The sequence below is a fragment of the Allosphingosinicella sp. genome (genome assembly GCF_036570505.1).
GTDB lineage: Bacteria > Pseudomonadota > Alphaproteobacteria > Sphingomonadales > Sphingomonadaceae > Allosphingosinicella.
This window is the reverse complement of sequence record NZ_DATCYB010000031.1, coordinates 18,546-39,644: the sequence shown is the minus strand read 5'-3', so window position 1 is coordinate 39,644 and position 21,099 is coordinate 18,546. Positions and strand designations below refer to the sequence as shown.

Genomic DNA, 21,099 nt, shown 5'->3' with positions numbered 1-21,099 from the left:
GGTTGGCCAGAGCTCTTTCGCTGCTGCTGTTGGCGCCGCTGTCGCTTGGCGCTGCCGAGCCGCTGCTCGTGCCGGATGTTTCCCAGCGGGAAATCCAGATCCAATATTCCTTCACCGGCGCCGAGCTGCTCCTGTTCGGCGCGATCATCTATCCGGGCGGCGTGGTTCCGGAGGATCCGGCCGACATCGCAGTGGTCGTGAAAGGACCGTCGCAGCCGATCATCGTGCGCGAGAAGCAGAAGGTCGCCGGCATCTGGATGAATGTCGAAAGCGAGCGCTTCCGTTCCGCGCCGTCCTTCTATGCGGTCGCCTCGTCCAGCCCGCTGTCGGAGCTGGTCGATGAGCGGATGGCGGCCATTTACGAACTGGGCCTCGAATATCTGCAGCTTTCCCCCGGCGCGGGCGCGACGCCCGACGAACAGCAGAGGTTCGAGACGGGCCTCGTCGATCTGATGCGGCGACAGCAGCTCTACTTCGAGAAGCCGGACGGCGTGGAGATCACCGGCGGCGTCCTTTACCGCGCCAGGATCAACATTCCCGCGCGGGTGCCGGTCGGCAACTATACGGCCGAGACCTTCCTCATCCAGGACGGCCGCGTGATAGCGGCCGCCGTGCGCGCGATCCGGATCGAGAAACTGGGCTTCGAGCGGTTCGTGGCGGATGCGGCGGAGCGCTGGTCGCTCGCCTACGGCCTGGTCGCCGTGCTGGTATCCCTCTTCCTCGGCTGGGCGGGGAGCGCGCTCTTCCGTCGCCGGTGACGGTCCGCGACCCGTCGCAAGGAAGTTCTTTACGCTTATGGTCTAGGTGGTTGGCTCGACGAAAGGCGCCAACAGGAAAGACCACGCCCGCATGACCGACATGATGAACTTTCAGAGCCTGCCACGGGACGACCGGCCGGCGCCCGCCGTTCAGTCCACGCCCACCTCGGCGTCGCCCCTTCGGCCCTTGCCGACCCGCCATGAGGCTATCGGGTCGGTCTTCGAAGTTTCCGGCGGCGGGGCTCGCATCCAGATAAGCGGTCCTCGCCTGCGCGAACTCGCGGCCGATGCCGACCCCAGTGTCGCCATGTCGGGGCAGGTAGGCAGCCAGGTGAAGCTCGAATCGGGCGGGCGCTGGCTGCTCGCCAATGTCCGTCACCTTCGCATCATCGATGCCGAGGGTGATATGGTGTCCGCCGAGGTCGACTTCCTTGGCGAGGGCGACGAGGATGACAAGACCGGAAAGCTCGTCAACTTCAAGCGCGGCATCACCAGCTATCCGATACCCGGCAATCGCGTCTTCCCGGTGGCCGGCGACGATCTGAAGCAGATGTTCTCGGCCGATGAGCGGCCGCATATCGAGATCGGCACGGTCTATCCTACACGGGACGTACGCGGCGCGCTTTATATCGACGCACTGCTCGGCAAGCACTTCGCATTGCTCGGCTCCACCGGCACCGGCAAATCGACCTCGGCCGCCCTCATCATGCACCGCATCTGCGACATGGCGCCCGAGGGGCACATCGTCATGGTCGACCCGCACGGCGAATATTCGGCCGCGTTCAAGGGCCATGGCGAGCTGTTCAACGTCGACAACCTCGCCATGCCCTATTGGTTGATGAACTTCGAGGAGCATTGCGAGGTCTTCGTCACCTCGCAGGGCGCCGATCGCCAGCGCGACAGCGACATCCTCGCCAAGTGCCTGCTTCACGCCCGAGCCAAGAACCGGGCGGCCGAAGGGCTGACCAAGCTCACCGTCGATTCGCCGATCCCCTACACGCTGTCGGACCTCACCAACGCCATCACCCACGAGATGGGCCTCTTGAACAAGGCGACGGACACCGCGCCGTTCATGCGGCTCAAGACCAAGATCGACGAGTTGAAGGCCGACCCCCGCTACAGCTTCATGTTTTCGGGCATGCTCGTCGCCGATAGCATGACCGCCTTCATCTCCAAGATTTTCCGCCTGCCGGCCAGGGGCAAGCCGATCTCGATCGTGGACGTGTCGGGCGTGCCTTCGGATATCACTTCGGTGGTGGTGGCGGTGCTGTCGCGCCTCGTCTTCGACTACGCCATCTGGTCGCGCAACGAGCTCCAGCGCCCGGTTCTGCTGGTCTGCGAAGAGGCGCACCGCTACGTCCCCGCGGACAAGACCTCGAGCGGTCAGGCCGTGCGCAAGATCCTCGAGCGGATCGCCAAGGAGGGCCGTAAATATGGCATATCCCTCGGCCTCATCACCCAGCGTCCCTCGGATCTCGCGGAAGGCGTGCTGTCGCAGTGTGGCACCATTGTCTGCATGCGCCTTAACAACGATCGCGACCAGGCGTTCGTGAAGAGTGCGATGCCGGAGGGCGCGCGCGGCTTCCTCGACGTCATCCCGGCGCTCCGCAATCGCGAATGCATCATTTGCGGCGAAGGTGTGTCGATCCCGATCCGGGTCGCATTCGACGATCTGGAGCGCGACCGCTGCCCGGCCTCGTCCGATCCCGCTTTCTCGGAACTGTGGAAGCAGACCGGCGAAGAGGAGGCGATGGTCGCCCGCGTCGTCAAGCGCTGGCGCGCACAGGGGCGGTAGGTCTCAGGCGAAAGACGTTCGCTGGAAGTTCTGGTTGAAGGTTCTGGTTGAGAGGGATTGATCAGGCGATCGTATCCGACGCCTTTTCATCGGCTTTGGCGGACCGGGTGGCCGCCTCGCCGCCGACCGGCACCCCCTTCAGCTCGAGGAGCTGTGCCTTGAAATTGGCGAGGTCCCGGCCGCTCAGTTCCGCGCGCGTGGTGAACTTGACCGACGCGGGGTTGATCGGAACGCCGTTGCGATAGAGCTCGTAATGGAGGTGCGGGCCGGTCGAAAGGCCGGTCGAGCCGACATAGCCGATAACTTCCCCCTTCTTCACACGGTTGCCACTGTCGGCGGCGATCCGGCTCATATGGGAATAGCTCGTCACCAGGCCGCCCTCATGCTTGATGCGGACCTGCTTGCCATAGCCGCCGGCCCGCCCCGCGCGAACGACGCGTCCATCGGCGGCTGCGAGGATCGGCGTGCCGTGGCCGGCGCGGAAATCCATGCCCTTGTGCATGCGGGTGTAACCCAGGATCGGATGGCGGCGCTTGCCGAAGGCCGAAGTCACACGGCCTGGAACCGGACGCTGGAGCATGCCGCTCGACTTGCCGACGCCGGACGCCTCGAACCATTGCGCTCGCCCGCCATATTCCCATTGCATCAACTCGACGTCGTCGCCGCGCGATCGATCGAGGCCGGCATAGAGCAGCTTGCCGGTTTCCGTCTCGCCGGTCGCGGCGCGGCGATGCTCGATGATGATGTCGAACTCGTCGTCGGCGCCGATGCGGCCGATGCTGATCTGGGTGGCGATGGCGCGTAGATAGGCTTCGATCGCCTTGCCCGGCGCCCCGGCGGCGCGGGCCGCGCGATAGAGACTGGAGCCGACACGGCCCTGGATACGGAGCGGGGTGTCGTCGACGGCGATCGGGATGCGCTTCAGTGCCAGCGCGCCGTTCACGCGCTCGACGGCCAATTCAAGATCGAAGCGAGCGCGGAAGGTCAGCGCTTCGAGCGGCCGGGGCACGGCCTTGTTCGGCCGGCGGCCGAGGCTGATGTCGACGGCCGTTCCGGGCTTGACTTCATCGACTGCGATGGCCCCGGACACGATCTCGGCTACCGTCAGGGCCTCCGCCTCTGCGACGCCGGCGCGCTCGAGGACGCGGGCGAAACTGTCGCCCCGCCCGAGCGTGGCGACTAAATCGATGCGCGGTCGCTCCGGCGTGTCGGTGAGTGCCTCGACCGCTTCGTTCGGCGCCATGCGGCGGCCGGTGTCGGCGCCGAGCGCGAGCGGCGCGATCGACAGCGCGCGGGCTTCTTCCCATTGCGCGTCGGGCATGGGCGCGGGCACGGCGCCCTGCAAGGGCTCGATCCCCGGTGCGAACGACCAGGCGGCATAGCAAAGCGCGGCACAGGTGGCGAAGCCGCGCATCCATTCGCGCGAGCCGATGCGGACGCCGAGGTCGACGACGAGGTCGACCTCTTCGATGCGGGCACGGAAATCTCGGAGCCTTTCGCGCGCCGGGGCGATAGGCCGCCGGCCCAGCGCGCGGTCGAGGCTGAGCGCCGCCGCTCCGCCGCCCTGCCCGGCACCGATGTCGTTGAACTGATACAAGTTCGGATGCCCCCGCGGCCCCGGAAAAATAACCCCGCGACGCTTGCGCGCCAGGAGCTTAGGACTGTGGGGAAAGACGGTTAAAGTAAAGTAAAGCGATTCCGCGCCGGCGCACCGTTGCGGTGAAGCGCGCCGCCGTGTCGGTGAGCCGAGTCGGCGACGGAACATTGCCAAGCGACGGCCCTGTTCCAATCTAATGGGCATGAGCGATTTCGCCCGGGCGCCGCTGGCGGCCATCTTGGGGCCGACCAACACCGGCAAGACCCATCTCGCGGTGGAGCGGATGTGCGGCCATTCGAGCGGGATGATCGGCTTTCCGCTGCGTCTGCTGGCGCGCGAGGTTTACGACCGGGTCGTCAAGCTCAAGGGCGAAAAGCAGGTCGCGCTGATCACCGGCGAGGAGAAAATCGTCCCGAAGGACGCGCGCTGGTTCCTCTGCACAGCGGAATCGATGCCGATGGAGCGCGACGTCGCCTTCGTCGCCATCGACGAGGCGCAGCTCGGCACCGACCCGGAGCGCGGCCATGTCTTCACCGACCGGATGCTGCACGCGCGCGGCCGCGAGGAGACGATGATCCTCGGCTCGGAAAGCCTTAAGCCGATGGTGCGCGCCCTGCTTCCCAAAGCGGAGATTATCGGCCGGCCGCGCTTCTCGACGCTCTCCTATGCCGGCCCGGCCAAGCTGTCGCGCCTGCCACCGCGCTCGGCGATCGTCGCTTTCTCCGCCGAGCAAGTCTATGCGGTCGCTGAGATGCTGCGCCGGATGCGCGGCGGCGCGGCGGTGGTGATGGGCGCCCTCTCTCCCCGCACCCGCAACGCACAGGTCGCCATGTATCAGGCCGGCGAGGTCGATTATCTCGTCGCGACCGATGCGATCGGCATGGGGCTCAACATGGACGTGAGCCATGTCGCCTTCGCCGGCCTCGGCAAGTTCGACGGGCGCCGGCGCCGGCGGCTGACTCCAGCCGAGATGGCACAGATCGCCGGGCGTGCCGGGCGCCACCAGCGCGACGGCACCTTCGGCACTCTGACTCTCCAGGGCGACCATGGCGCCGAGTTCCGGCCCGAGGAGATAGAGGCGATCGAGGAGCATCGCTTCGCCCCGCTCGATCACCTCTTCTGGCGCGAGGGCGACCCCGATCTCCGCAGCGTCGATGCCCTCATCCGCTCGCTGGAGCGCCGGCCGAGCGAGCAGCAATTATGGGCGGCGCCGGAAGCGGTCGACCTGGCCGTGCTGAAGCGCGTCGCCGAGGATGACGAAGTGCGCCGGCGCGCGACCGGACCCGATCGGGTGCGCCGCCTCTGGGCCGCCTGCGGCCTCCCCGACTTCCGCAAGACCGGCGCGGATCATCACGCCCGGCTGGTCGCGCGGCTCTACGGCCATCTGAGCGAAGGCGACGGCCGCATCCCGCAAGGCTGGTTCGCCGAGCAGGTGGCGCGGCTCGACCATGTCCAGGGCGATATCGAGACGCTCGCGGACCGGATCGCGGGGGTGAGGACCTGGGCCTACATAGCCCATCGCGCCGACTGGCTCGCCGATCCGGCGCTCATGGCCGAGCGCACGCGCGAGGTGGAGGAGAAGCTGTCGGACGCCCTCCACGAGCGGCTGACCCAGCGCTTCGTCGATCGGCGGACGGCCGTGCTGATGCGCGACATCGGCGGCAAGAATGCCGGCGAGTTCCCGGTGATGATCGACGAGGAAGGCGAGGTCAGCGTCGGCAGTTATGCCATCGGCCGCCTGCAGGGTTTCGATTTCCAGGTCGATCCCGCCGCGCGTCATTCCGACCGTAAGATGCTGCTCGCCACCGCCGAGCGGCGCCTGGGCGGCGAATATGAAAAGCGTGCCGGCGCCTTGGTCGCCGACACCGACGATCACTTCTCGCTCCGCACCGAGCCGGGCGAGTCCGTCGCCATTCTCTGGCGCGGCCATGAGGTGGCGCGGCTCGGCCCCGGCAAAAACCTGCTCAGCCCCCGCGTGCTCCTCGACAAAAGGATCGAGCGCGTATCCGATCGGAGCCGTGAGGCCGTGATCGAGCGATTGAAGGCATGGGTGAGGGCGCGCGTCGAGCAATCGCTGGGGCCGCTGCGCGCGGCGGGCTTGGCGGCGCGCGATCCCTCGACGCCGGCCGTGGTTCGTTCGGTCCTCGCTCTGCTGGTCGACGAGGGCGGGATCGTCGCGCGCGGAACCCTGGCCGAGCCGCTGTCGAGCCTGGAGCGAGAGCAGCGGCGGCGGCTTTCTAAGCTCAAGGTGCGGATCGGCGCGCTCGACCTCTTCATGCCGGACATGCTGAAGCCGGAGGCGATGCGTTGGCGGACGGCGCTCCGCTGCGCCGCATCGAAAGAGCCTATGCCAGCCCTTCCGCCTCCCGGAACGGTGGTCTTGCCGACGCCGGAGGCGCCCGGACGCCTCCTTTCGGCCAAGCTTGGCTTTCGGCCGCTCGGTCCACAAATGCTGCGCGTCGATCTGGTCGAGCGGCTGGCGCGCCACGCGCATGAGGCGCGGAGCGGCAAACAAGCCAGCGTCGTCGACGCGGGGCTCGCCACCTCGCTCGGCCTTCAGCCACAGGCGGTCGCCCAGCTGATGCGGGAGATCGGCTTTCGTCCAGCGGCCAACGCGCAGGGCTGGATCTGGAAGGGCCGCGCACGGCCGCGAACCGAGCGCAAGGTCGATCCCGGCCACGCCTTCGCCGCCCTCGCGGAGCTTCGCCGCAATGGCTGAGGCGGATAGCCTTCGGCTCGACAAGTTTCTCTGGTTCGCGCGCATCGTGAAGACACGCGTCCAGGCGCAGGCGCTGGCGGAAGAGGGCCGCATCCGGATGGGTGGCCGCGTCGTCGACCGCGCCCATGCCCTGGTGCGGGTCGGCGACGTGCTGAGCTTTGCCCAGCGCGGCACCGTGCGCGTGATCCGGATCGACGCTCTGCCTGTGCGCCGAGGTCCAGCCCCCGAGGCGCGGGCGTTCTATGTCGAGCTGCCCGCCGAGCCCGCGCCCGACGCCGGGACGGAGTAGCCGACGATCAATCCAGCGGGATGCCCGGGTACCAGCCGCTCTTGGCAAGGAAGGCTTGCGCGTCGCGCATTTCGATGATGTCCTTGAGCGCCGCCTTCTTGTCCTTGGCGCCCTGATAATGGGCCTTGGCGATCCGATAGCCGACCCAATACCCAAGATCGCCCGGCCTCTCCGCCGTTCCGATGCCGTTATAGAGCCAGTCGGAGCCCATGGCCGTCTCGCCCTGCTCCGCCACGAACTCGGTCTCCAGCGCCTTCTCCCGCCCTTTCGCCGCCGCCGCGAGGTGGCTGTAGCCGACCGACCCGCCGATCAGCTCCGCCACGAATTCGGCGCCGCCTTCGATGAGGGAAGCCTCGAGCACCGTGACTTCCGCCTCCTCGACCTGGGCCGCCGGCTGCTGCACATGGACATATTCGTGCGCGATGATGGAGACGAAGCGGTCCTCGGCGTCCGGGTTGAGGAAGTCGAAGTGGCACAGCGCTTCCAGGCCGATCATGACGCCGCCCGCCGCGTTCCCCACCCCGACCGGCTTGGTCCTCCCGATCGCCAGCGTCACCGGCGGAAAGATCGCCTGGGGATAGAGTTCGCCCAGCCGCGTCAACGCGGCCGTGAGCCGGGCTTTCACCGCCGGCAGGACGGCGGCGCATCGTCTCGCGTTCACATAAATCTCCGGCCGCTTGGCGATCGCGGCCGCGATGCTTTCGCCTGTTATTCTCCTGATCCTGGCGAACTCGTCGAGGCCGTTGCTGCCCTTGTCGAGATAGTCGCGCTGAAGCTGCTCGGCCGTCGGCTCGCCCTTGGCCGTGTCGTAGACGGCAAAGAAGCGGTCGACGTCCCCGGTGACGATCTCCGGGCGAACGGCGGTCGGCGGAGCGGCGGCCCCAAGGAGCAAGACGAAGGCGGCCGAGGTGATAATATCGAGTTTCATGGAAGGTGTCTTAGCAAAACAACACACCATTGGCTATAACCAGCAAGGTGACCATCTCTTGATATCTGGCGCCGGCGCGTGAGCATTGACGAGCGCGCCGCCCGAAGACTAGGGACTCATCGTCTCAGGAGAAGCTTGTCCCATGACCTACGTCGTCACCGATGCCTGCATCCGCTGCAAATATATGGATTGCGTGGAAGTCTGTCCGGTGGACTGTTTCTACGAGGGCGAGAACATGCTGGTGATCAATCCCAGCGAGTGCATCGACTGCGGCGTCTGCGAGCCCGAATGTCCGGCGGAAGCCATCTTGCCCGATACCGAGAACGGGCTGGAGAAGTGGCTGGAGCTCAACACCACCTATTCCGCCGAATGGCCGAACATTACTCGCAAGCGGGAATCCCCGGCCGATGCCGACGAGCATAAGGGCGAGGAAGGCAAGTTCGACAAATATTTCTCGGCGGAACCCGGCCAGGGCGACTGAGCCCACTGGAAAAAGTTATACGGTATTCGCCGCAAAGGCGGCCAATACCCGTGGATTCCGGATGAAAGACGCCTTCCCGGCCTAGATTTTCGGGCCAATCCTTGTTATATAACTGTCATCGAAGCGGATGCTCGCTTGTGTCCGCACGTGGCGATCTGAATTTTGAACCGCCGTAAAATCACGACTGGAACCGCATCTGATGGGGCCGATGCGGTTGGGCGGGTTTTGCGGCTCTCTCCATGGGAAGGTCTGATTCATGGCAACGAAGGCGTTGAACTTCGACGTTGGCGACTATGTGGTTTACCCCAAGCACGGCGTCGGTCGCGTCGTCGAGCTGCAGAGCACGGATATCGCCGGCATGCAGCTGGAACTCTACGTGCTGCGTTTCGAGAAGGAGCGGATGACGCTCCGCGTTCCCACCAACAAGGCCGAGAGCGTCGGCATGCGCAAGCTGTCGTCCGACAAGACGATGCAGGAAGCGCTCGCGACCCTGAAGGGCAAGCCCCGGGTGAAGCGCACCATGTGGTCGCGCCGCGCCCAGGAATATGAAGCGAAGATCAATTCGGGCGATCTCGTGTCGATCGCGGAAGTGACCCGCGACCTCTTCCGCGCCGACGACCAGCCCGAGCAGAGCTATTCGGAGCGGCAGATTTTCGAGGCCGCTTCCAGCCGCCTCGCCCGCGAGCTGGCCGCGATGGAGCAGGTCGACGAGCCCGCCGCCCTGGAGAAGATCCTCGAGATCCTCAACAAGGCCGCAGCCGTCTACAACAAGGAAAAGATGCTGGAGAAATAAGCCTCGCGCTTGTCGATCCAGTCCAGAAGAGGCGGTCCGGCGACGGGCCGCCTTTTTCATGTTGCGACCGATGAAGGTCTGGTGTATTGCGCCACTAAGACAGCAGGAGGATCGCCATGCGCGCCGCTTATGTTCTGATACCCGCCCTCACCATCGCCGCCTGCGGCTTCGGCGCCGACGCCCAGGAAGGCGAGCCGAATGAAGCCGACAACCGGACCGCGCAGCGCACCTTCGATGTCGGTGTCTTTGATTCCGTCTCGCTCGGCGGCCATCACAATGTCGTCGTCAAGGTAGGGCCCGCCGCCTCCGTGCGCGCGGAGGGACCGGCGTCGGAGGTCGAGCGGCTGAAGATCGAGGTGAAGGACGGAGACCTTCATATCGGCACGAAGAAGGACCGTGGCTGGTTCGGCTCCTCGGGCAGCCGGCGGCCGGTCACCGTCTACGTGACGACGCCGATACTTGCCGGCGCCGCGATCGGCGGCTCGGGCGACATGCGGATCGATGCCGTCGAAGGCGGCAGTTTCTCCGCTTCGATCGGCGGCTCGGGCGACATGGACATCGCCTCGCTCCGCGTCGGCTCGGCCGATTTCTCGATCGCCGGTTCGGGCGGCATCCACGCCGCCGGCACCGCCACCCGCACCAGCGTCTCGATCGCCGGGTCGGGCGACGTCGAGATCGCCGACCTTGAAAGCCAGTCGGCCGACGTGTCGATCGTGGGATCGGGTGGCGTCCGGGCGCGCGCGATGGAGAGCGCCGACGTGTCGATCATGGGCTCGGGCGATGTCGCGATCAGCGGCTCGGCCAAATGCTCGGTCAGCAAGATGGGTTCCGGCGACGTCCGCTGCGGCGGCTGAGTTTGCTTATCAGCCGTTAACCATTGCGCGGCATGATCCCGATCCCATGAACAGGATCATGCTCGCCGCCCTCGCCCTCACCGCCACCGCGCCGGCTCAGGCGGCCGAGCGGCGCTATACCGTCACCGATTTCGACCGCATCCGGGTCGACGGGCCTTTCGTCGTAACGCTCGCCACCGGCAAGTCGCCGTCGGCGACCGCGTCGGGCGGCAGCCGGGCGCTGGAGCGCGTGGCGATCGACGTCGAAGGCCGGACGCTCCGCATAAGCCCCAACCGCTCCGCCTGGGGCGGCTATCCCGGAGAGCAGCGGGGTCCGGTCGAGATCGTCGTCACTGGGCACGATCTTCGCGCGGCGTCGGTCAACGGGTCCGGTCGTCTCGTCATAGATGAGGTCGAGGCCATGCGCTTCGACGTCGCCGTCACCGGAAGCGGCGGCCTCGAGGTTGCCCGCGTCGCGGCGGACAATCTCTTCGTCAGCCTGCTGGGTTCGGGTCGTATCGCGGTCGGCGGCGCGGCGGAAAAGCTCACCGCCGCCATCAGCGGCAGCGGCGATTTCGACGCCCGCGCGCTCACCGTCGAACAGGCCGAGGTGAACGCCGACACCGCCGGCACGATCGCCGTGACGGTGACGGAGACGGTCGAGGTGAACGCCACCGGCTCCGGCGACACGACCATCCACGGATCGCCCGATTGCGACGTCAGCGCGCGGGGCATCGGACGCGTCGTTTGCGGAGACGAATGAGTCGAGCCTGCCTCGGCAAGCTCCCGGTCCGACCTAGATCAACGCCAGCGAAGCCAGCTTGACGGCAAGATCGGGCGGCATCGCCGCGAGCCCTTCGTCGTCACCGTCGAAATCCCCCGGCGCCTCATCAGCCGTCATGTAGCGCCAGCCCTGATGGGCACGCTTCGGCCGCGCCCGGACGGGCACGAGCTTTGGGTCGAGCCGGATGATCGTCCGCCGGTCTTCGCCGTCGGCGAAGCCCAGGATCGTCTGCCGCGCGGCGAGGCGGTGCTTGACGATCCAGTAGATCGAGCCGCCGATCAACTCGTCGGCCCGCGTCGGCCGGAAGCGTGTCGTGATGGGAACCACGCCATCCGAGAGCCTCGCCTCCTGCCGCTTCCTCAGCGCCTCGAAGGTCCTGCATCCAACCGCGACCTTGCTGATATGGAGGGGAGACATGGCCAAGCCTCTGCCGGATTGGCGAGAGGCGAGCAAGGCCCTAGCCGACGAGGCCGCTCGCCACCGCAAGGCCGAGGAAGGCGAGGAAGCCCATGGAGTCGGTGATCATCGTCACGAACACCGACGAGGCGACCGCCGGGTCCTGGTCGAGTCGCTCGAGCAGGACCGGAACCATGACGCCGGCGAGGCCGGCGACGGCGATGTTGATCAGCATGGCGGCGGCGATGACGCCGCCCAGGGCCGCGTTGGAGAAGACAAAGCCGGCGCCGAGGCCGATCAGGATGGCGATGGTGACGCCATTCAAGAGCGCCAGCCTGATCTCGCGCCAGATAGTGCGCCAGGTGTTGGAGCGGGTGAGCTGGTTCACGGCGAGCGCTCGCACCGCCACCGCCATCGTCTGCGTGCCCGCATTGCCGCCGATCGACGCCACGATCGGCATCAGCACTGCGAGCGCCACCATCTCCTCGATCGCGGCGCCGAACAGGGCGATGATAGTCGAAGCCACCAGCGCGGTGCCGAGGTTCGCCACCAGCCAGCGCACGCGCGCCTTATAGCTGTCGCGGATCGGCTCGTTGATGTCGCCTTCGCCGGCACCGGAGAGCAGGAGGACGTCCTCGCCCGCTTCTTCCTGGATGATGTGGACGATGTCGTCGACGGTGATCATGCCGACCAGGCGGCCCGCTTCATCGACCACTGCGGCCGAGATCAGCGCATATTTCTGGAAGCGGAGCGCGACTTCCTCCTGGTCCATGTCGACCGGGATCAGGGTCTGCTCGCGCCGCATGAGGTCAGCCATGGCGATGTGGCGCGGCGTGCGCAGGATCCAGGAGAGCTGCACCGTCCCCACCGGATGATGCTGCGGATCGACGACGAAGACTTCCCAGAAGTCGGTCGTCAGACCCTCGCCGGCGCGGAGATAATCGATCACCTGACCGATATTCCAATGCTCGGGCACCGCGATCAGCTCGCGCTGCATCAGGCGGCCGGCGGATTCCTCGGGGAAGGTGAGCGCCTCCTCGATCGCGGCCCGATCATCGGGGTCGAGGGCGCGGAGGACGGCGCGCTGGTCGTCCTCCTCCATGTCCTCGATGATGGCGACGGCGTCGTCGGTCTCGAGCTGGCCGGCGATGTCGGCGACCTCGTGCGGCTCGAGCGCGTCGATCAGCTCCTCGCGCACCCAGTCATTCATTTCCGAGAAGACCTCGGCGTCGAGCAGGTCCGAGACGGCCGCCGCCAGTGCCTGGCGCTCGTCGCGATCGACGATCTCGAACAGGTCGGCCATGTCGGCGGGGTGGAGCGGCTCGACCAGCTCGCGCACGCCGTCGGTGTCACCCGCGTCGACCCGGTCGAGCACGCGGCGGACGAAATCGGGCCGCAGCCGATCGTCCTCGTCGAGCCGGTCCTCGGGCTCTTCGGGTGCGGGGGTGGCGGGCGTTTCGAGTTCGCTGTCGCTCATCGCCCTCTCCTCAAAGCCCTGTGCCGAAAGCGCTTCCTAGGCGCGGGCGCGGCGCCTGTCGATATTTCCGGGCGCCTGGGGTGGCGTCTTTTCCGCGCCGCGCCTAAGTCGCGTCCGACTTCCCGATCAGGAGATGATAATGGCCGACGAAAAGAACACCCTCGTCCTCACCCTCGATAGCGGCGGCGACGTCGTCATCCGCCTGCGCCCCGACCTCGCCCCCCAGCATGTCGAGCGGATCAGGGAGCTCGCCGAGGAGGAATTTTACGACGGCGTCGTCTTCCACCGCGTCATCGACGGCTTCATGGCGCAGGGCGGCGACCCGACCGGCACTGGCATGGGCGGCTCCGACAAGCCCGACTTGCCCGCCGAGTTCAGCCGCGAACCGCATGTCCGCGGCGTCTGCTCGATGGCGCGTTCGCAGAGCCCCAACAGCGCCAACAGCCAGTTCTTCATCTGCTTCGACGACGCACGCTTTCTCGACGGCCAATACACCGTCTGGGGCGAGGTGAGCGAAGGCATGGAGCATGTCGACGCCCTCCCCAAGGGCGAGCCCCCCGCCAAGCCGGGGCGTATCGTGAAGGCCTCGCTCCGGGACTAGGGCGCGGGCGCGATCAGCGCAGCACCTTGTCGGTGTCGACAAGGTGCACGTCGTGCATCTGGTCCAGATAGGCTTCGATATAGCCCTTGTGCGAGGCGCCGACGATGACCAGCGCACGGACGCCTGGGCGCGCGCCCAGCATCTCGCGGATGTTCGCCGCCATGCGCAGGTTGCGCGTTTCCCAATAGCCCAGATAGCCGCGCCCGAATTCTTGCGGCGAGGGCTCGTTGAGCGCGGCGCCGAAGTCGCTGTCGAACGCCAGCCTGGCCTCTCCCGGCGCATTATAGGCGCGGTAGATCGCGAGCACGCCTTCCCCTGTTCCGATCCGCTCCTCCAGTCTCGCGCTCATCGCCCGTCGCCGCGCGGTCGCCGGGTTGTCCCAGGCCTTGGTGATCGCCTCGCCATAGGCCTTCTCGTCAGCGATGGTCGCACCGGCGGTATGGTCGTCGATCGGATAGACCCGCTCGAGCCCCAGCCGCGCGGCCAGTGGCGCGGCGATGAGCATCGTCTCGTTGCGCCGCCCGCGAAGCTCGTCGAGTCGCGCGGCCAGAACCTCGTCGAGCCCGTCGCCGGCGCGGCGCTCTGCTTCGGATAGACGCAACCACTGGACGAGAGCCGAGGCCTGATCCCCGCCGGCCAGAAACACGGCCGCCAGCCGCCGGCGCTGGCTCGGCGTCGGCTCGGCCGGCCAGGCGGCCAGCAGCCGCTCCGCTTCTGCCGTCGCTGCGGGGACATCAAGACCGGTCGCCGCCCGCGCCGGGGCCGGATCCCAGCAATAGCCTTCGACCGTGTCGCGATAGCGCGCCGGATAATGGCGCATGAAGTCGCACTGCGGCCCCGACAGCGATTCGATCGCGATCGCCTGCGGCCGCCACGCTTCCAGCCGGTCGAGCAGCGGCCGGAGGGTGGCCGGGTCGAAGCTTTCCGGCAGGCCCGAAAGATGCGGGGAGCCGAGGATCATCACTGCGTTCGGCGCGCCGAACCGCGGCCCCTTGAGCGCGCTCGGGTCGAACGCGGGATGGTAGGTCTGGGCGCCGGCCGCGCCGACGGCGCAGCAGGCCGCCAACAGGCCGGCGATCATTGTACGCAACATAACCTCTCCCTCTCGTCGGCGAGGTGAGTTAGTAGAATAATACAGCTGGGTCAACAGTCCGTACGGACCCGGACCAATCAAAGCACCCCGGCACGATCTCCCGCTCTTTAGGAGGGGGGTCAGGTGCCCGACGTCCGCGTTCGATCCGAAGCCGCGACTCCGGGCCCTGTCACGCGTCGGGTGCGGGGCGAGCCTCGGGCTGGGATAGCCAGCCGCGTCGACGCGCCTCAATCGCGAACCAGGCGAGCAGGATCGCGCCGATGCTGACCATGATAGGCACGACGACGCCGAAAATTTCCAGGGCGCCGCTGAAGAACATGATCCAGCCTTCGAGCACCAGCAAGGCGACGAGGGAGACGATCAGCACGGGCACCGCCCAGCTCTTTCGCAGCACCAGGCCGAGGCTTCCGATCAAACCGGCGAACGTGCCGATCGCGAACGCCCCGGTAATCCAGCTCGGGATCGAGGAGGCCGCGGCGCGCTCGGCTTCGCTGAGCCCCGCCATAGGGTCACCGAAAATGCCCACCGAGCTCAGATACATGGCGACGCCGAACGCATTCCAAAGGACGGCAAGCAGCGCGACGATCCGGAACCAGGTGGGCGGCGATGAGGGCAACGCAGCGGCCATGATCTTCCCTCCCTGCTGTGAGCGCCAATGCCTGCACCTCGGGCGTTCGTAAGGCAACCTTGAGACGGTCGGCAAGCGTCCGCTTTCACTCATGTCGGGCGTTCAGCGTTCCGCTAGCGCCACTAAGAACCGCGTTTGCTCTCGTCAGCGGCCTGAAAGTGCGCGAGCTGATCGGCGAACGCCTTCCTGAACGCCTCGCGATCGCAAGCACGATCGATATAGGCGTTGATGACGGGGGAAGCGGCGAAGTCACGCACCTTCGGTACGCGAAGAAAGTCCGCCATGAGGAGGTCCGCGACGGTGAAGCGCGAAGCCGCGAGCCATTCGCGTGTCCGAAGCACGTTCTCGAGCTGGCCCAGGCGCATCCTCATCCAGCCGGCGAGGCCATTTTCCCTGTCGCCGGACAATGACAGGAACCACCAGGGCACGCTCACCATTTCGATGGAGTTGAGCGCGGCGATGACCCATTGCAGCGTCTCCGCCTCGCCGGCGGCATCTCGCGGCATCAGCTTGTCGCTCTTCTTGGCAAGATGGAGCAGGCACGCCCCGCTCTCGAAGATCGAAATGTCACCGTCGGTAAGGAACGGCACCTGTCCGAAGGGCTGACGCTTCAGGTGCTCGGATCCTCGATCGTCGAACGGCGTGCTGCGCACCGAATAACTGAGCCCGGCCTCTTGAAGCGCCCATCGCAGCCGAAGATCGCGCACGAAGCCGCGAGGCCCCTCGGGCACCCAGTCATACGTCCAGACAGTCAGTGCCATGATCCATCCATCCTCCTCATCATCGCTGCCGCATGAACGTTTTCCATTCGCACCTCGCGAGCCTGCCTGTTTTGTGCATATCAGCGTTGCGCTGTCAGGCACAGTTCACCGATTTGGTGTATCGATCCAGGCCGCCTCCCGCTTCGCCACCCTCTCGAACAGCCAATCGTGAAAGATTTTCACCGGCCGGCGCCTCAGCGCCGATCGGCGGCAGGCGAACCAGTAGCTGTAGGGGCTTTCGACCACGATATCGAAGAGCTGGACGAGGCGCTGGTCGTGCGCCTCCTTCAAATGACTCTCCAGCATCAGCGCGACGCCCAGGCCCTGCGCCGCGGCGTCGAGGATGAGGGGGCCTGAATCGAAATGGTCGACGGCGGCGGGCTGGAGGTCGGGCAGGCCGACCGCCTCGCGCCAGTAATCGAACGTGTCGGGCATGTCGCGGTGGACGAAAACCGTCGCCTGGGCGAGCTGCGAGGGATGAGTGAGCGCCGCCGGCCCCTCCGCCATCTCCCGCGCGCCGATCGCGATGACGCGGTTGCTGTCGATCCGCCGCGAATAAAGGCTGGGGTCGACCTCGGGCGCGATTGCGATGGCGGCATCCAGTCCCTCGTCCAGCCGGGCGAAGACATGGGCGCCGGTGTCGATGTCGATATGGAGCGACGGATGGAGCGCGCGCAGTTCCGGCAAATGCGGCATCAGCCGCTGCGAGGCGAACAGCGGCGGCACGCCGAGCCTCAGCCGCATCAGCTCGCCGGCGCCGGTCGCGCGCTCCATCGCGAGGGTCAGCGCGTCGAGCGACGGCGCGATCTCGGCCAGCAGCCGCTCGCCGTCGGCGTTGAGGTGCACCGCCTGATGCCGCCGCTCGAACAGCTTATGGCCGACGAAGCGCTCCAGCGCCTGGATGCGGCGGCTAAGCGCCGGTGACGACAAGGCCAGCGCCTCGGCGGCGGCCTTGATCGAGCCCAGCCGCGCGACCTGGACGAACGCCTCTACGGCGGTAAGGGGTGGCAACCTGCGCATGCCGCTCGCGTCTCTCTCCATATTGCAGTGCAGCTTTGACGCCGCATCCGCTTCCGCACCGGATTTCCGGTAAAGTCCGATTGCATTTACTGCATCTGTAGCAGATGTCTTCGCAATTGCACAATGACCCGAACTCGGCGAAACAGAGCCTGCCTTTCAGGCATCCTCTCCTAAAAACTTCAGGGCTGGTCCTTCGGGGCTGGCCCTTTTTTTCGCCTCCTCATTCCCACGACGGCGGGAGCCGAAGACGACCGCAGATCAATCCAGACCGCCGCTCTGTCGCGCTCCGGGCAGATCGAACGCCGGCGCGGCCGGAGCCGTTGCCACGACCTTTTTTTGAACCCGCGGCTGGAAGCGCCGTTGTCACTCCTTATGTGTCCCGGGGGCATGAGGAGATGAATTTCCATGGCGGATGAAGAACGAGAGCCGGCGCGGCTCCAGGTCGCGAACATGCGGCCGGACGACAGCGGCCGTGGGCTGGCGCGCCTGCCGCGGACGATGATGAACGCGCTGGGCCTGGGTGAAGGCGACGTCATCGAGCTGATCGGCAAGCGCTCGACGCCGGCCCGCGCGATCCTGCCCTATCCCGAGGACGAGGGCCTCAACATCATCCGCCTCGACGGCCTCCAGCGCGCCAATGCCGAGATCGGCTCGGGCGATTTCGTCGAGATTCGCAAGGCCGAGACCAAGCCCGCGCAGCGCGTCGTGTTCGCGCCCGCGCAGAAGAATTTGCGGCTCCAGGGCTCTGCCAACGCCCTCAAGCGCAGCTTCGGCATGAAACCGGTGACGGCGGGCGACATCGTCGCCACGACCGGCCAGCAGCGCGTCGACCGCGGCGATATACCGCCCGAGCTTCGTCAGATGCTGAATGCGCCCGCTTATGCGCTTCAGGAGATCAGGCTGACGGTCGTCTCGACGACGCCCAAGGGCATCGTTCATATCGACGCCAACACCGAGGTCGAGCTTCGCCCCGAATATACCGAGGCCAAGGAGGCCCGCCGCGCCGACGTCACCTATGACGATCTGGGCGGCATCGGCTCGACCATCGACCAGCTTCGCGAGATGGTCGAGCTTCCCTTGCGCTACCCGGAGATTTTCGAGCGGCTCGGCGTCGATCCGCCCAAGGGCGTGCTGCTCCACGGCCCGCCCGGCACCGGCAAGACGCGCCTCGCCCGCGCGGTTGCCAATGAAAGCGACGCCAGCTTCTTCCATATCGCCGGGCCGGAGATCATGGGCTCGGCCTATGGCGAGAGCGAGAAGAAGCTGCGCGAGCTGTTCGAGGAAGCGGCGCAGGCCGCGCCGTCCATCATCTTCATCGACGAGATCGACTCCATCGCGCCCAAGCGCGGCCAGGTTCAGGGCGAGACGGAGAAGAGGCTCGTCGCCCAGCTGCTGACCCTGCTCGACGGGCTGGAGCCGCGGCAGAACCTGGTCGTCATCGCGGCGACCAACCGGCCGGAGGCGCTGGACGAGGCGCTCCGCCGCCCCGGCCGCTTCGACCGCGAGATCGTGATCGGCGTTCCCGACGAGAATGGCCGGCGCGAGATCCTCGCCATCCACACGCGCGGCATGCCGCTGGAAGTGGGGGTCGATTTGAAGGAGCTTTCACGGCAGACCTACGGTTTCGTCGGCGCGGACCTGGCGGCGCTCACCCGCGAGGCGGCGATCGAGGCGGTGCGGCGGATCATGCCCCGGATCAACCTCGAGGAAGGCACGATTCCGCCCGAGGTGCTCGACAATCTCTCGGTCACCCGCAAGGATTTCGAGGAAGCCCTGAAGCGCGTCCAGCCCTCCGCCATGCGCGAAGTCATGGTGCAGATGCCCAACGTAAGCTGGGACGATATCGGCGGCCTCGACGACGCGCGCGAGCGGCTGCGCGAAGGGATCGAGCTTCCCCTGAAGGACCCCGAAGCGTTCCGTCGGCTCGGCATCCGGCCGGCCAAGGGCTTCCTCCTCTACGGCCCGCCCGGCACCGGCAAGACCTTGCTCGCCAAGGCGACGGCGCGCGAGGCGGAGGCGAACTTCATCGCCGCCAAATCCTCGGACCTCCTGTCGAAATGGTATGGCGAAAGCGAGCAGCAGATCGCCCGCCTGTTCGCCCGGGCCCGCCAGGTCGCGCCCACCGTCATCTTCATCGACGAGCTCGACAGCCTCGTCCCCGCCCGCGGCGGCGGCCTGGGCGAACCCCACGTCACCGAACGCGTCGTCAACACGATTTTGGCGGAGATGGACGGCCTGGAAGAGTTGCAATCCGTCGTGGTCATAGGCGCCACGAACCGACCGAATCTGATCGATCCGGCGCTGCTCCGGCCCGGCCGCTTCGACGAGCTGGTCTATGTCTCGGTGCCCGACAAGGGCGGCCGCCGGACGATCCTCGGCATCCATACTGAAGCCATGCCGCTGGCGAGCGATGTCGATCTCGACGATCTCGCCGCCCGCACGGATCGATTCACGGGCGCGGACCTTGAAGACCTGGTGCGGCGCGCCGGCCTGTTCGCCCTTCGCGAATCGCTCGACGTCAAGGCCGTCACCGCCGACCATTTCGAGCGGGCGCTCAAGGAGACGCGCGCTTCGGTCACGCCCGAGATGGAAAAGGAATATGCCCAGATCGAATCGAAGCTGAAGCAGGACGCGGCCAGCCCGACGGGCATCGGCTTCGTCACGCCAGGCATGCTCACCCCGCGGGGACCAAAGGGTGGAAACGGAGACTGATCCACAGGGCAAGGCCGAGCATCAGCACGCCCGTGACGAGGAAGGGAAGCGGCATCCAGAGGCCGTAGAGGCCAACGCCCACGGCGGGCGCCGCGATGAAGGCGACGCCGTTCACCGAAGTTACCATGCCGGCGACGGCATTCTGCTCCCCTGGGGTCACCGCCAGCGAAGCCCCGCTGGTGAAGCCCGGTCGGAAGAAGCCGAAACCGAGTGAGGCCAGGGCGAAGCCCATGGTGATGCCGTAAATGGTTTCGGAGAGACCTGTGATCACCGTACCGGCGGCGGAGAGCAAGGCGCCCCAGACCACAAGCGCGCGCGGGTCGAGCGCCAGCCGCGGAATGAGCCCCCACTGGGCGAGCAGGGTCGCGCCGGCGCCGGCCATCAGCACCAGAGCGATCGACTGCTGGGCCCGGTCGAGCGGGAGCGCCAGGCGGTCGATGATGAGAAAGCCGATGACGCCGAGCAAGGCGGCGTGGCCGTGGCCGCCGATCGCGCCGATCATGTGCCAGGCGAAGACGCGCGGATCGCGCCAGCGCAAGGGACCGGCGGCGCGATCGTCGCGGGTCAGCGCGGCGCCGTTGTTGACGCCGCCGATCGAAGGCTCGCCAACGATCTGACCCCTGGCGGGGCTTTTCGGCGTGTCGTCCGGCAGCCGGGTAACTACCGCTGCTAGGACGGCGGCGCCGATGAAGGCGAAGACGATCAGGGGCCCGGACAGCCCCATCGGATGGAAGATGAACAAGGGCGCCAGGGCTGGGCCGATGATCGTACCGAGACCGAAGGAAGAGGCGATGGCGGCGAGTGCGTTGGTGCGCTCCTCGCCTTCGGTGCGGGCGGCGACATAGGCCTGCACGGCCGGCGGCGAGGCCGATCCCCAACCACCATAGACGGCGCGGCCGAGCACGAAGACGATGAAGACGATGGTCGGCGGCAGCAGGCCGGCAAGGCCGGCGGCGAGGACGGAGCCGCAGACCAGCATCGAGACGATGAAGCCGTAGAGGCCGAGCCGCATCAGCGCCCGCCGACCGCGCCGGTCCGACAGCCGTGCCCAGTGCGGCGCGGTCAGGACCCAGACGACCGCGGAAAGGCTGAACGCCACCGCCACCCACAGATCGGGAACGCCGAGCTCGCGGCCGATCGAGGGCATCAACGACTGCATCGCCGTGTTGCCCGACGCCGCCACCAGCATGATCGCGAACAAGAGGGCGAACCGCCCCCGGGGAAGGCTGGAGACCCTCATCGGGTTGTCGCGAGATGTCGCCAAGGGCGGATTCTCCCAGTATGAGCCGGCTATCCGACATGGCGGCATGCGGCTGCCCCGGAAAAGTATCGGCCTGTCCCCGATCGGGCATAATCGGCGCCCGGCCATGCCTCGCCCTTGCCATTGCCGCGTTGTTTTGCCAACGCAACTTGTTGCTCAGGAGCTACGGGACC

19 protein-coding genes are annotated in these 21,099 nt (G+C 66.9%); 10 read left to right on the top strand and 9 right to left on the bottom strand.

Annotated features, from left to right (window positions below; genetic code table 11):
* Positions 1-2: 2 nt before the first annotated feature.
* Positions 3-758 carry a TIGR02186 family protein gene (locus VIR62_RS02400; protein ID WP_431868384.1) on the top strand — a complete coding sequence of 252 codons (756 nt, stop codon included), beginning with the start codon at positions 3-5 and terminating at the stop codon, positions 756-758.
* A gap of 91 nt (positions 759-849) precedes the next feature.
* Entirely contained in the window at positions 850-2,553 is a 1,704-nt protein-coding gene (locus VIR62_RS02395) for an ATP-binding protein (RefSeq protein ID WP_431868382.1), read from the top strand.
* Between the two features lie 61 nt (positions 2,554-2,614).
* On the opposite strand, the gene VIR62_RS02390 is transcribed toward VIR62_RS02395, so the two are convergent.
* On the bottom strand, positions 2,615-4,150 hold the full coding sequence (locus tag VIR62_RS02390) for a M23 family metallopeptidase (RefSeq protein ID WP_431868380.1): 1,536 nt from the start codon (positions 4,148-4,150) through the stop codon (positions 2,615-2,617).
* 202 nt (positions 4,151-4,352) lie between these two features.
* Between VIR62_RS02390 and VIR62_RS02385 the strand changes: the two genes are divergently transcribed.
* Together VIR62_RS02385 and VIR62_RS02380 are read left to right on the top strand one after the other, a co-directional pair.
* Positions 4,353-6,869 carry a helicase-related protein gene (locus VIR62_RS02385; RefSeq protein ID WP_431868378.1) on the top strand — a complete coding sequence of 839 codons (2,517 nt, stop codon included), beginning with the start codon at positions 4,353-4,355 and terminating at the stop codon, positions 6,867-6,869.
* On the top strand, positions 6,862-7,158 hold the full coding sequence (locus VIR62_RS02380) for an RNA-binding S4 domain-containing protein (RefSeq protein WP_431868376.1): 297 nt from the start codon (positions 6,862-6,864) through the stop codon (positions 7,156-7,158). Before VIR62_RS02385 ends, VIR62_RS02380 begins: the two co-directional genes overlap by 8 nt.
* A 7-nt stretch (positions 7,159-7,165) precedes the next feature.
* On the opposite strand, the gene VIR62_RS02375 is transcribed toward VIR62_RS02380, so the two are convergent.
* Positions 7,166-8,086 carry a DUF2268 domain-containing putative Zn-dependent protease gene (locus VIR62_RS02375; RefSeq protein ID WP_431868374.1) on the bottom strand — a complete coding sequence of 307 codons (921 nt, stop codon included), beginning with the start codon at positions 8,084-8,086 and terminating at the stop codon, positions 7,166-7,168.
* A gap of 142 nt (positions 8,087-8,228) precedes the next feature.
* On the opposite strand from VIR62_RS02375, the gene fdxA reads away from it, so the two are divergent.
* From fdxA to VIR62_RS02355, 4 genes are all read left to right on the top strand, one after another.
* Positions 8,229-8,567, top strand: coding sequence for a ferredoxin FdxA (gene fdxA, locus VIR62_RS02370; protein ID WP_431868372.1), 339 nt, complete (start codon positions 8,229-8,231; stop codon positions 8,565-8,567).
* A gap of 256 nt (positions 8,568-8,823) precedes the next feature.
* On the top strand, positions 8,824-9,360 hold the full coding sequence (locus VIR62_RS02365) for a CarD family transcriptional regulator (RefSeq protein WP_431868370.1): 537 nt from the start codon (positions 8,824-8,826) through the stop codon (positions 9,358-9,360).
* A gap of 116 nt (positions 9,361-9,476) precedes the next feature.
* Positions 9,477-10,214: a head GIN domain-containing protein gene (locus VIR62_RS02360; protein WP_431868369.1), complete on the top strand. Its 738-nt coding sequence runs from the start codon at positions 9,477-9,479 to the stop codon at positions 10,212-10,214.
* Positions 10,215-10,260: 46 nt separating this feature from the next.
* Positions 10,261-10,956 (top strand): head GIN domain-containing protein, encoded by a 696-nt coding sequence (locus VIR62_RS02355; protein ID WP_431868367.1) that lies wholly within the window; start codon positions 10,261-10,263, stop codon positions 10,954-10,956.
* A 33-nt stretch (positions 10,957-10,989) separates the two neighbouring features.
* Here the strand turns inward: VIR62_RS02355 and VIR62_RS02350 are convergent, their stop codons facing one another.
* Together VIR62_RS02350 and mgtE are read right to left on the bottom strand one after the other, a co-directional pair.
* Positions 10,990-11,394 (bottom strand): DUF1489 domain-containing protein, encoded by a 405-nt coding sequence (locus VIR62_RS02350; RefSeq protein ID WP_431868365.1) that lies wholly within the window; start codon positions 11,392-11,394, stop codon positions 10,990-10,992.
* A gap of 40 nt (positions 11,395-11,434) precedes the next feature.
* Positions 11,435-12,850, bottom strand: coding sequence for a magnesium transporter (gene mgtE, locus VIR62_RS02345; RefSeq protein WP_431868363.1), 1,416 nt, complete (start codon positions 12,848-12,850; stop codon positions 11,435-11,437).
* 139 nt (positions 12,851-12,989) lie between these two features.
* On the opposite strand from mgtE, the gene VIR62_RS02340 reads away from it, so the two are divergent.
* A complete protein-coding gene (locus tag VIR62_RS02340) occupies positions 12,990-13,451 on the top strand; it encodes a peptidylprolyl isomerase (protein ID WP_431868361.1) in 462 nt (153 codons plus the stop codon).
* A gap of 13 nt (positions 13,452-13,464) precedes the next feature.
* Here VIR62_RS02340 and VIR62_RS02335 read toward each other — a convergent pair whose 3' ends face one another.
* From VIR62_RS02335 to VIR62_RS02320, 4 genes are all read right to left on the bottom strand, one after another.
* Positions 13,465-14,544 carry a DUF5694 domain-containing protein gene (locus VIR62_RS02335; protein WP_431868359.1) on the bottom strand — a complete coding sequence of 360 codons (1,080 nt, stop codon included), beginning with the start codon at positions 14,542-14,544 and terminating at the stop codon, positions 13,465-13,467.
* A 169-nt stretch (positions 14,545-14,713) separates the two neighbouring features.
* Positions 14,714-15,172 (bottom strand): hypothetical protein, encoded by a 459-nt coding sequence (locus VIR62_RS02330; RefSeq protein ID WP_431868357.1) that lies wholly within the window; start codon positions 15,170-15,172, stop codon positions 14,714-14,716.
* A 122-nt stretch (positions 15,173-15,294) separates the two neighbouring features.
* Positions 15,295-15,933, bottom strand: coding sequence for a glutathione S-transferase family protein (locus VIR62_RS02325; RefSeq protein ID WP_431868355.1), 639 nt, complete (start codon positions 15,931-15,933; stop codon positions 15,295-15,297).
* A 105-nt stretch (positions 15,934-16,038) separates the two neighbouring features.
* Complete coding sequence (locus tag VIR62_RS02320) at positions 16,039-16,953, bottom strand: LysR substrate-binding domain-containing protein (protein ID WP_431868353.1); 915 nt, start codon at positions 16,951-16,953, stop codon at positions 16,039-16,041.
* A 405-nt stretch (positions 16,954-17,358) separates the two neighbouring features.
* Between VIR62_RS02320 and VIR62_RS02315 the strand changes: the two genes are divergently transcribed.
* Positions 17,359-19,665: a CDC48 family AAA ATPase gene (locus tag VIR62_RS02315; RefSeq protein WP_431868351.1), complete on the top strand. Its 2,307-nt coding sequence runs from the start codon at positions 17,359-17,361 to the stop codon at positions 19,663-19,665.
* Here VIR62_RS02315 and VIR62_RS02310 read toward each other — a convergent pair.
* Positions 19,628-20,929 (bottom strand): MFS transporter, encoded by a 1,302-nt coding sequence (locus tag VIR62_RS02310; protein WP_431868349.1) that lies wholly within the window; start codon positions 20,927-20,929, stop codon positions 19,628-19,630. The genes VIR62_RS02315 and VIR62_RS02310 overlap by 38 nt on opposite strands.
* Positions 20,930-21,099 lie beyond the last annotated feature (170 nt).

What these genes read in the sequence shown, in the direction of transcription:
- VIR62_RS02395 (WP_431868382.1), top strand. Translation starts at nt 850, where the DNA reads ATGACCGACATGATGAACTTTCAGAGCCTGCCACGGGACGACCGGCCG.
- VIR62_RS02335 (WP_431868359.1), bottom strand. Translation starts at nt 14,544, where the DNA reads ATGTTGCGTACAATGATCGCCGGCCTGTTGGCGGCCTGCTGCGCCGTC.
- VIR62_RS02355 (WP_431868367.1), top strand. Translation starts at nt 10,261, where the DNA reads ATGAACAGGATCATGCTCGCCGCCCTCGCCCTCACCGCCACCGCGCCG.
- VIR62_RS02330 (WP_431868357.1), bottom strand. Translation starts at nt 15,172, where the DNA reads ATGGCCGCTGCGTTGCCCTCATCGCCGCCCACCTGGTTCCGGATCGTC.
- VIR62_RS02340 (WP_431868361.1), top strand. Translation starts at nt 12,990, where the DNA reads ATGGCCGACGAAAAGAACACCCTCGTCCTCACCCTCGATAGCGGCGGC.
- VIR62_RS02325 (WP_431868355.1), bottom strand. Translation starts at nt 15,933, where the DNA reads ATGGCACTGACTGTCTGGACGTATGACTGGGTGCCCGAGGGGCCTCGC.
- fdxA (WP_431868372.1), top strand. Translation starts at nt 8,229, where the DNA reads ATGACCTACGTCGTCACCGATGCCTGCATCCGCTGCAAATATATGGAT.
- VIR62_RS02375 (WP_431868374.1), bottom strand. Translation starts at nt 8,086, where the DNA reads ATGAAACTCGATATTATCACCTCGGCCGCCTTCGTCTTGCTCCTTGGG.
- VIR62_RS02365 (WP_431868370.1), top strand. Translation starts at nt 8,824, where the DNA reads ATGGCAACGAAGGCGTTGAACTTCGACGTTGGCGACTATGTGGTTTAC.
- VIR62_RS02350 (WP_431868365.1), bottom strand. Translation starts at nt 11,394, where the DNA reads ATGTCTCCCCTCCATATCAGCAAGGTCGCGGTTGGATGCAGGACCTTC.
- VIR62_RS02360 (WP_431868369.1), top strand. Translation starts at nt 9,477, where the DNA reads ATGCGCGCCGCTTATGTTCTGATACCCGCCCTCACCATCGCCGCCTGC.
- mgtE (WP_431868363.1), bottom strand. Translation starts at nt 12,850, where the DNA reads ATGAGCGACAGCGAACTCGAAACGCCCGCCACCCCCGCACCCGAAGAG.
- VIR62_RS02320 (WP_431868353.1), bottom strand. Translation starts at nt 16,953, where the DNA reads ATGCGCAGGTTGCCACCCCTTACCGCCGTAGAGGCGTTCGTCCAGGTC.
- VIR62_RS02385 (WP_431868378.1), top strand. Translation starts at nt 4,353, where the DNA reads ATGAGCGATTTCGCCCGGGCGCCGCTGGCGGCCATCTTGGGGCCGACC.
- VIR62_RS02315 (WP_431868351.1), top strand. Translation starts at nt 17,359, where the DNA reads ATGGCGGATGAAGAACGAGAGCCGGCGCGGCTCCAGGTCGCGAACATG.
- VIR62_RS02380 (WP_431868376.1), top strand. Translation starts at nt 6,862, where the DNA reads ATGGCTGAGGCGGATAGCCTTCGGCTCGACAAGTTTCTCTGGTTCGCG.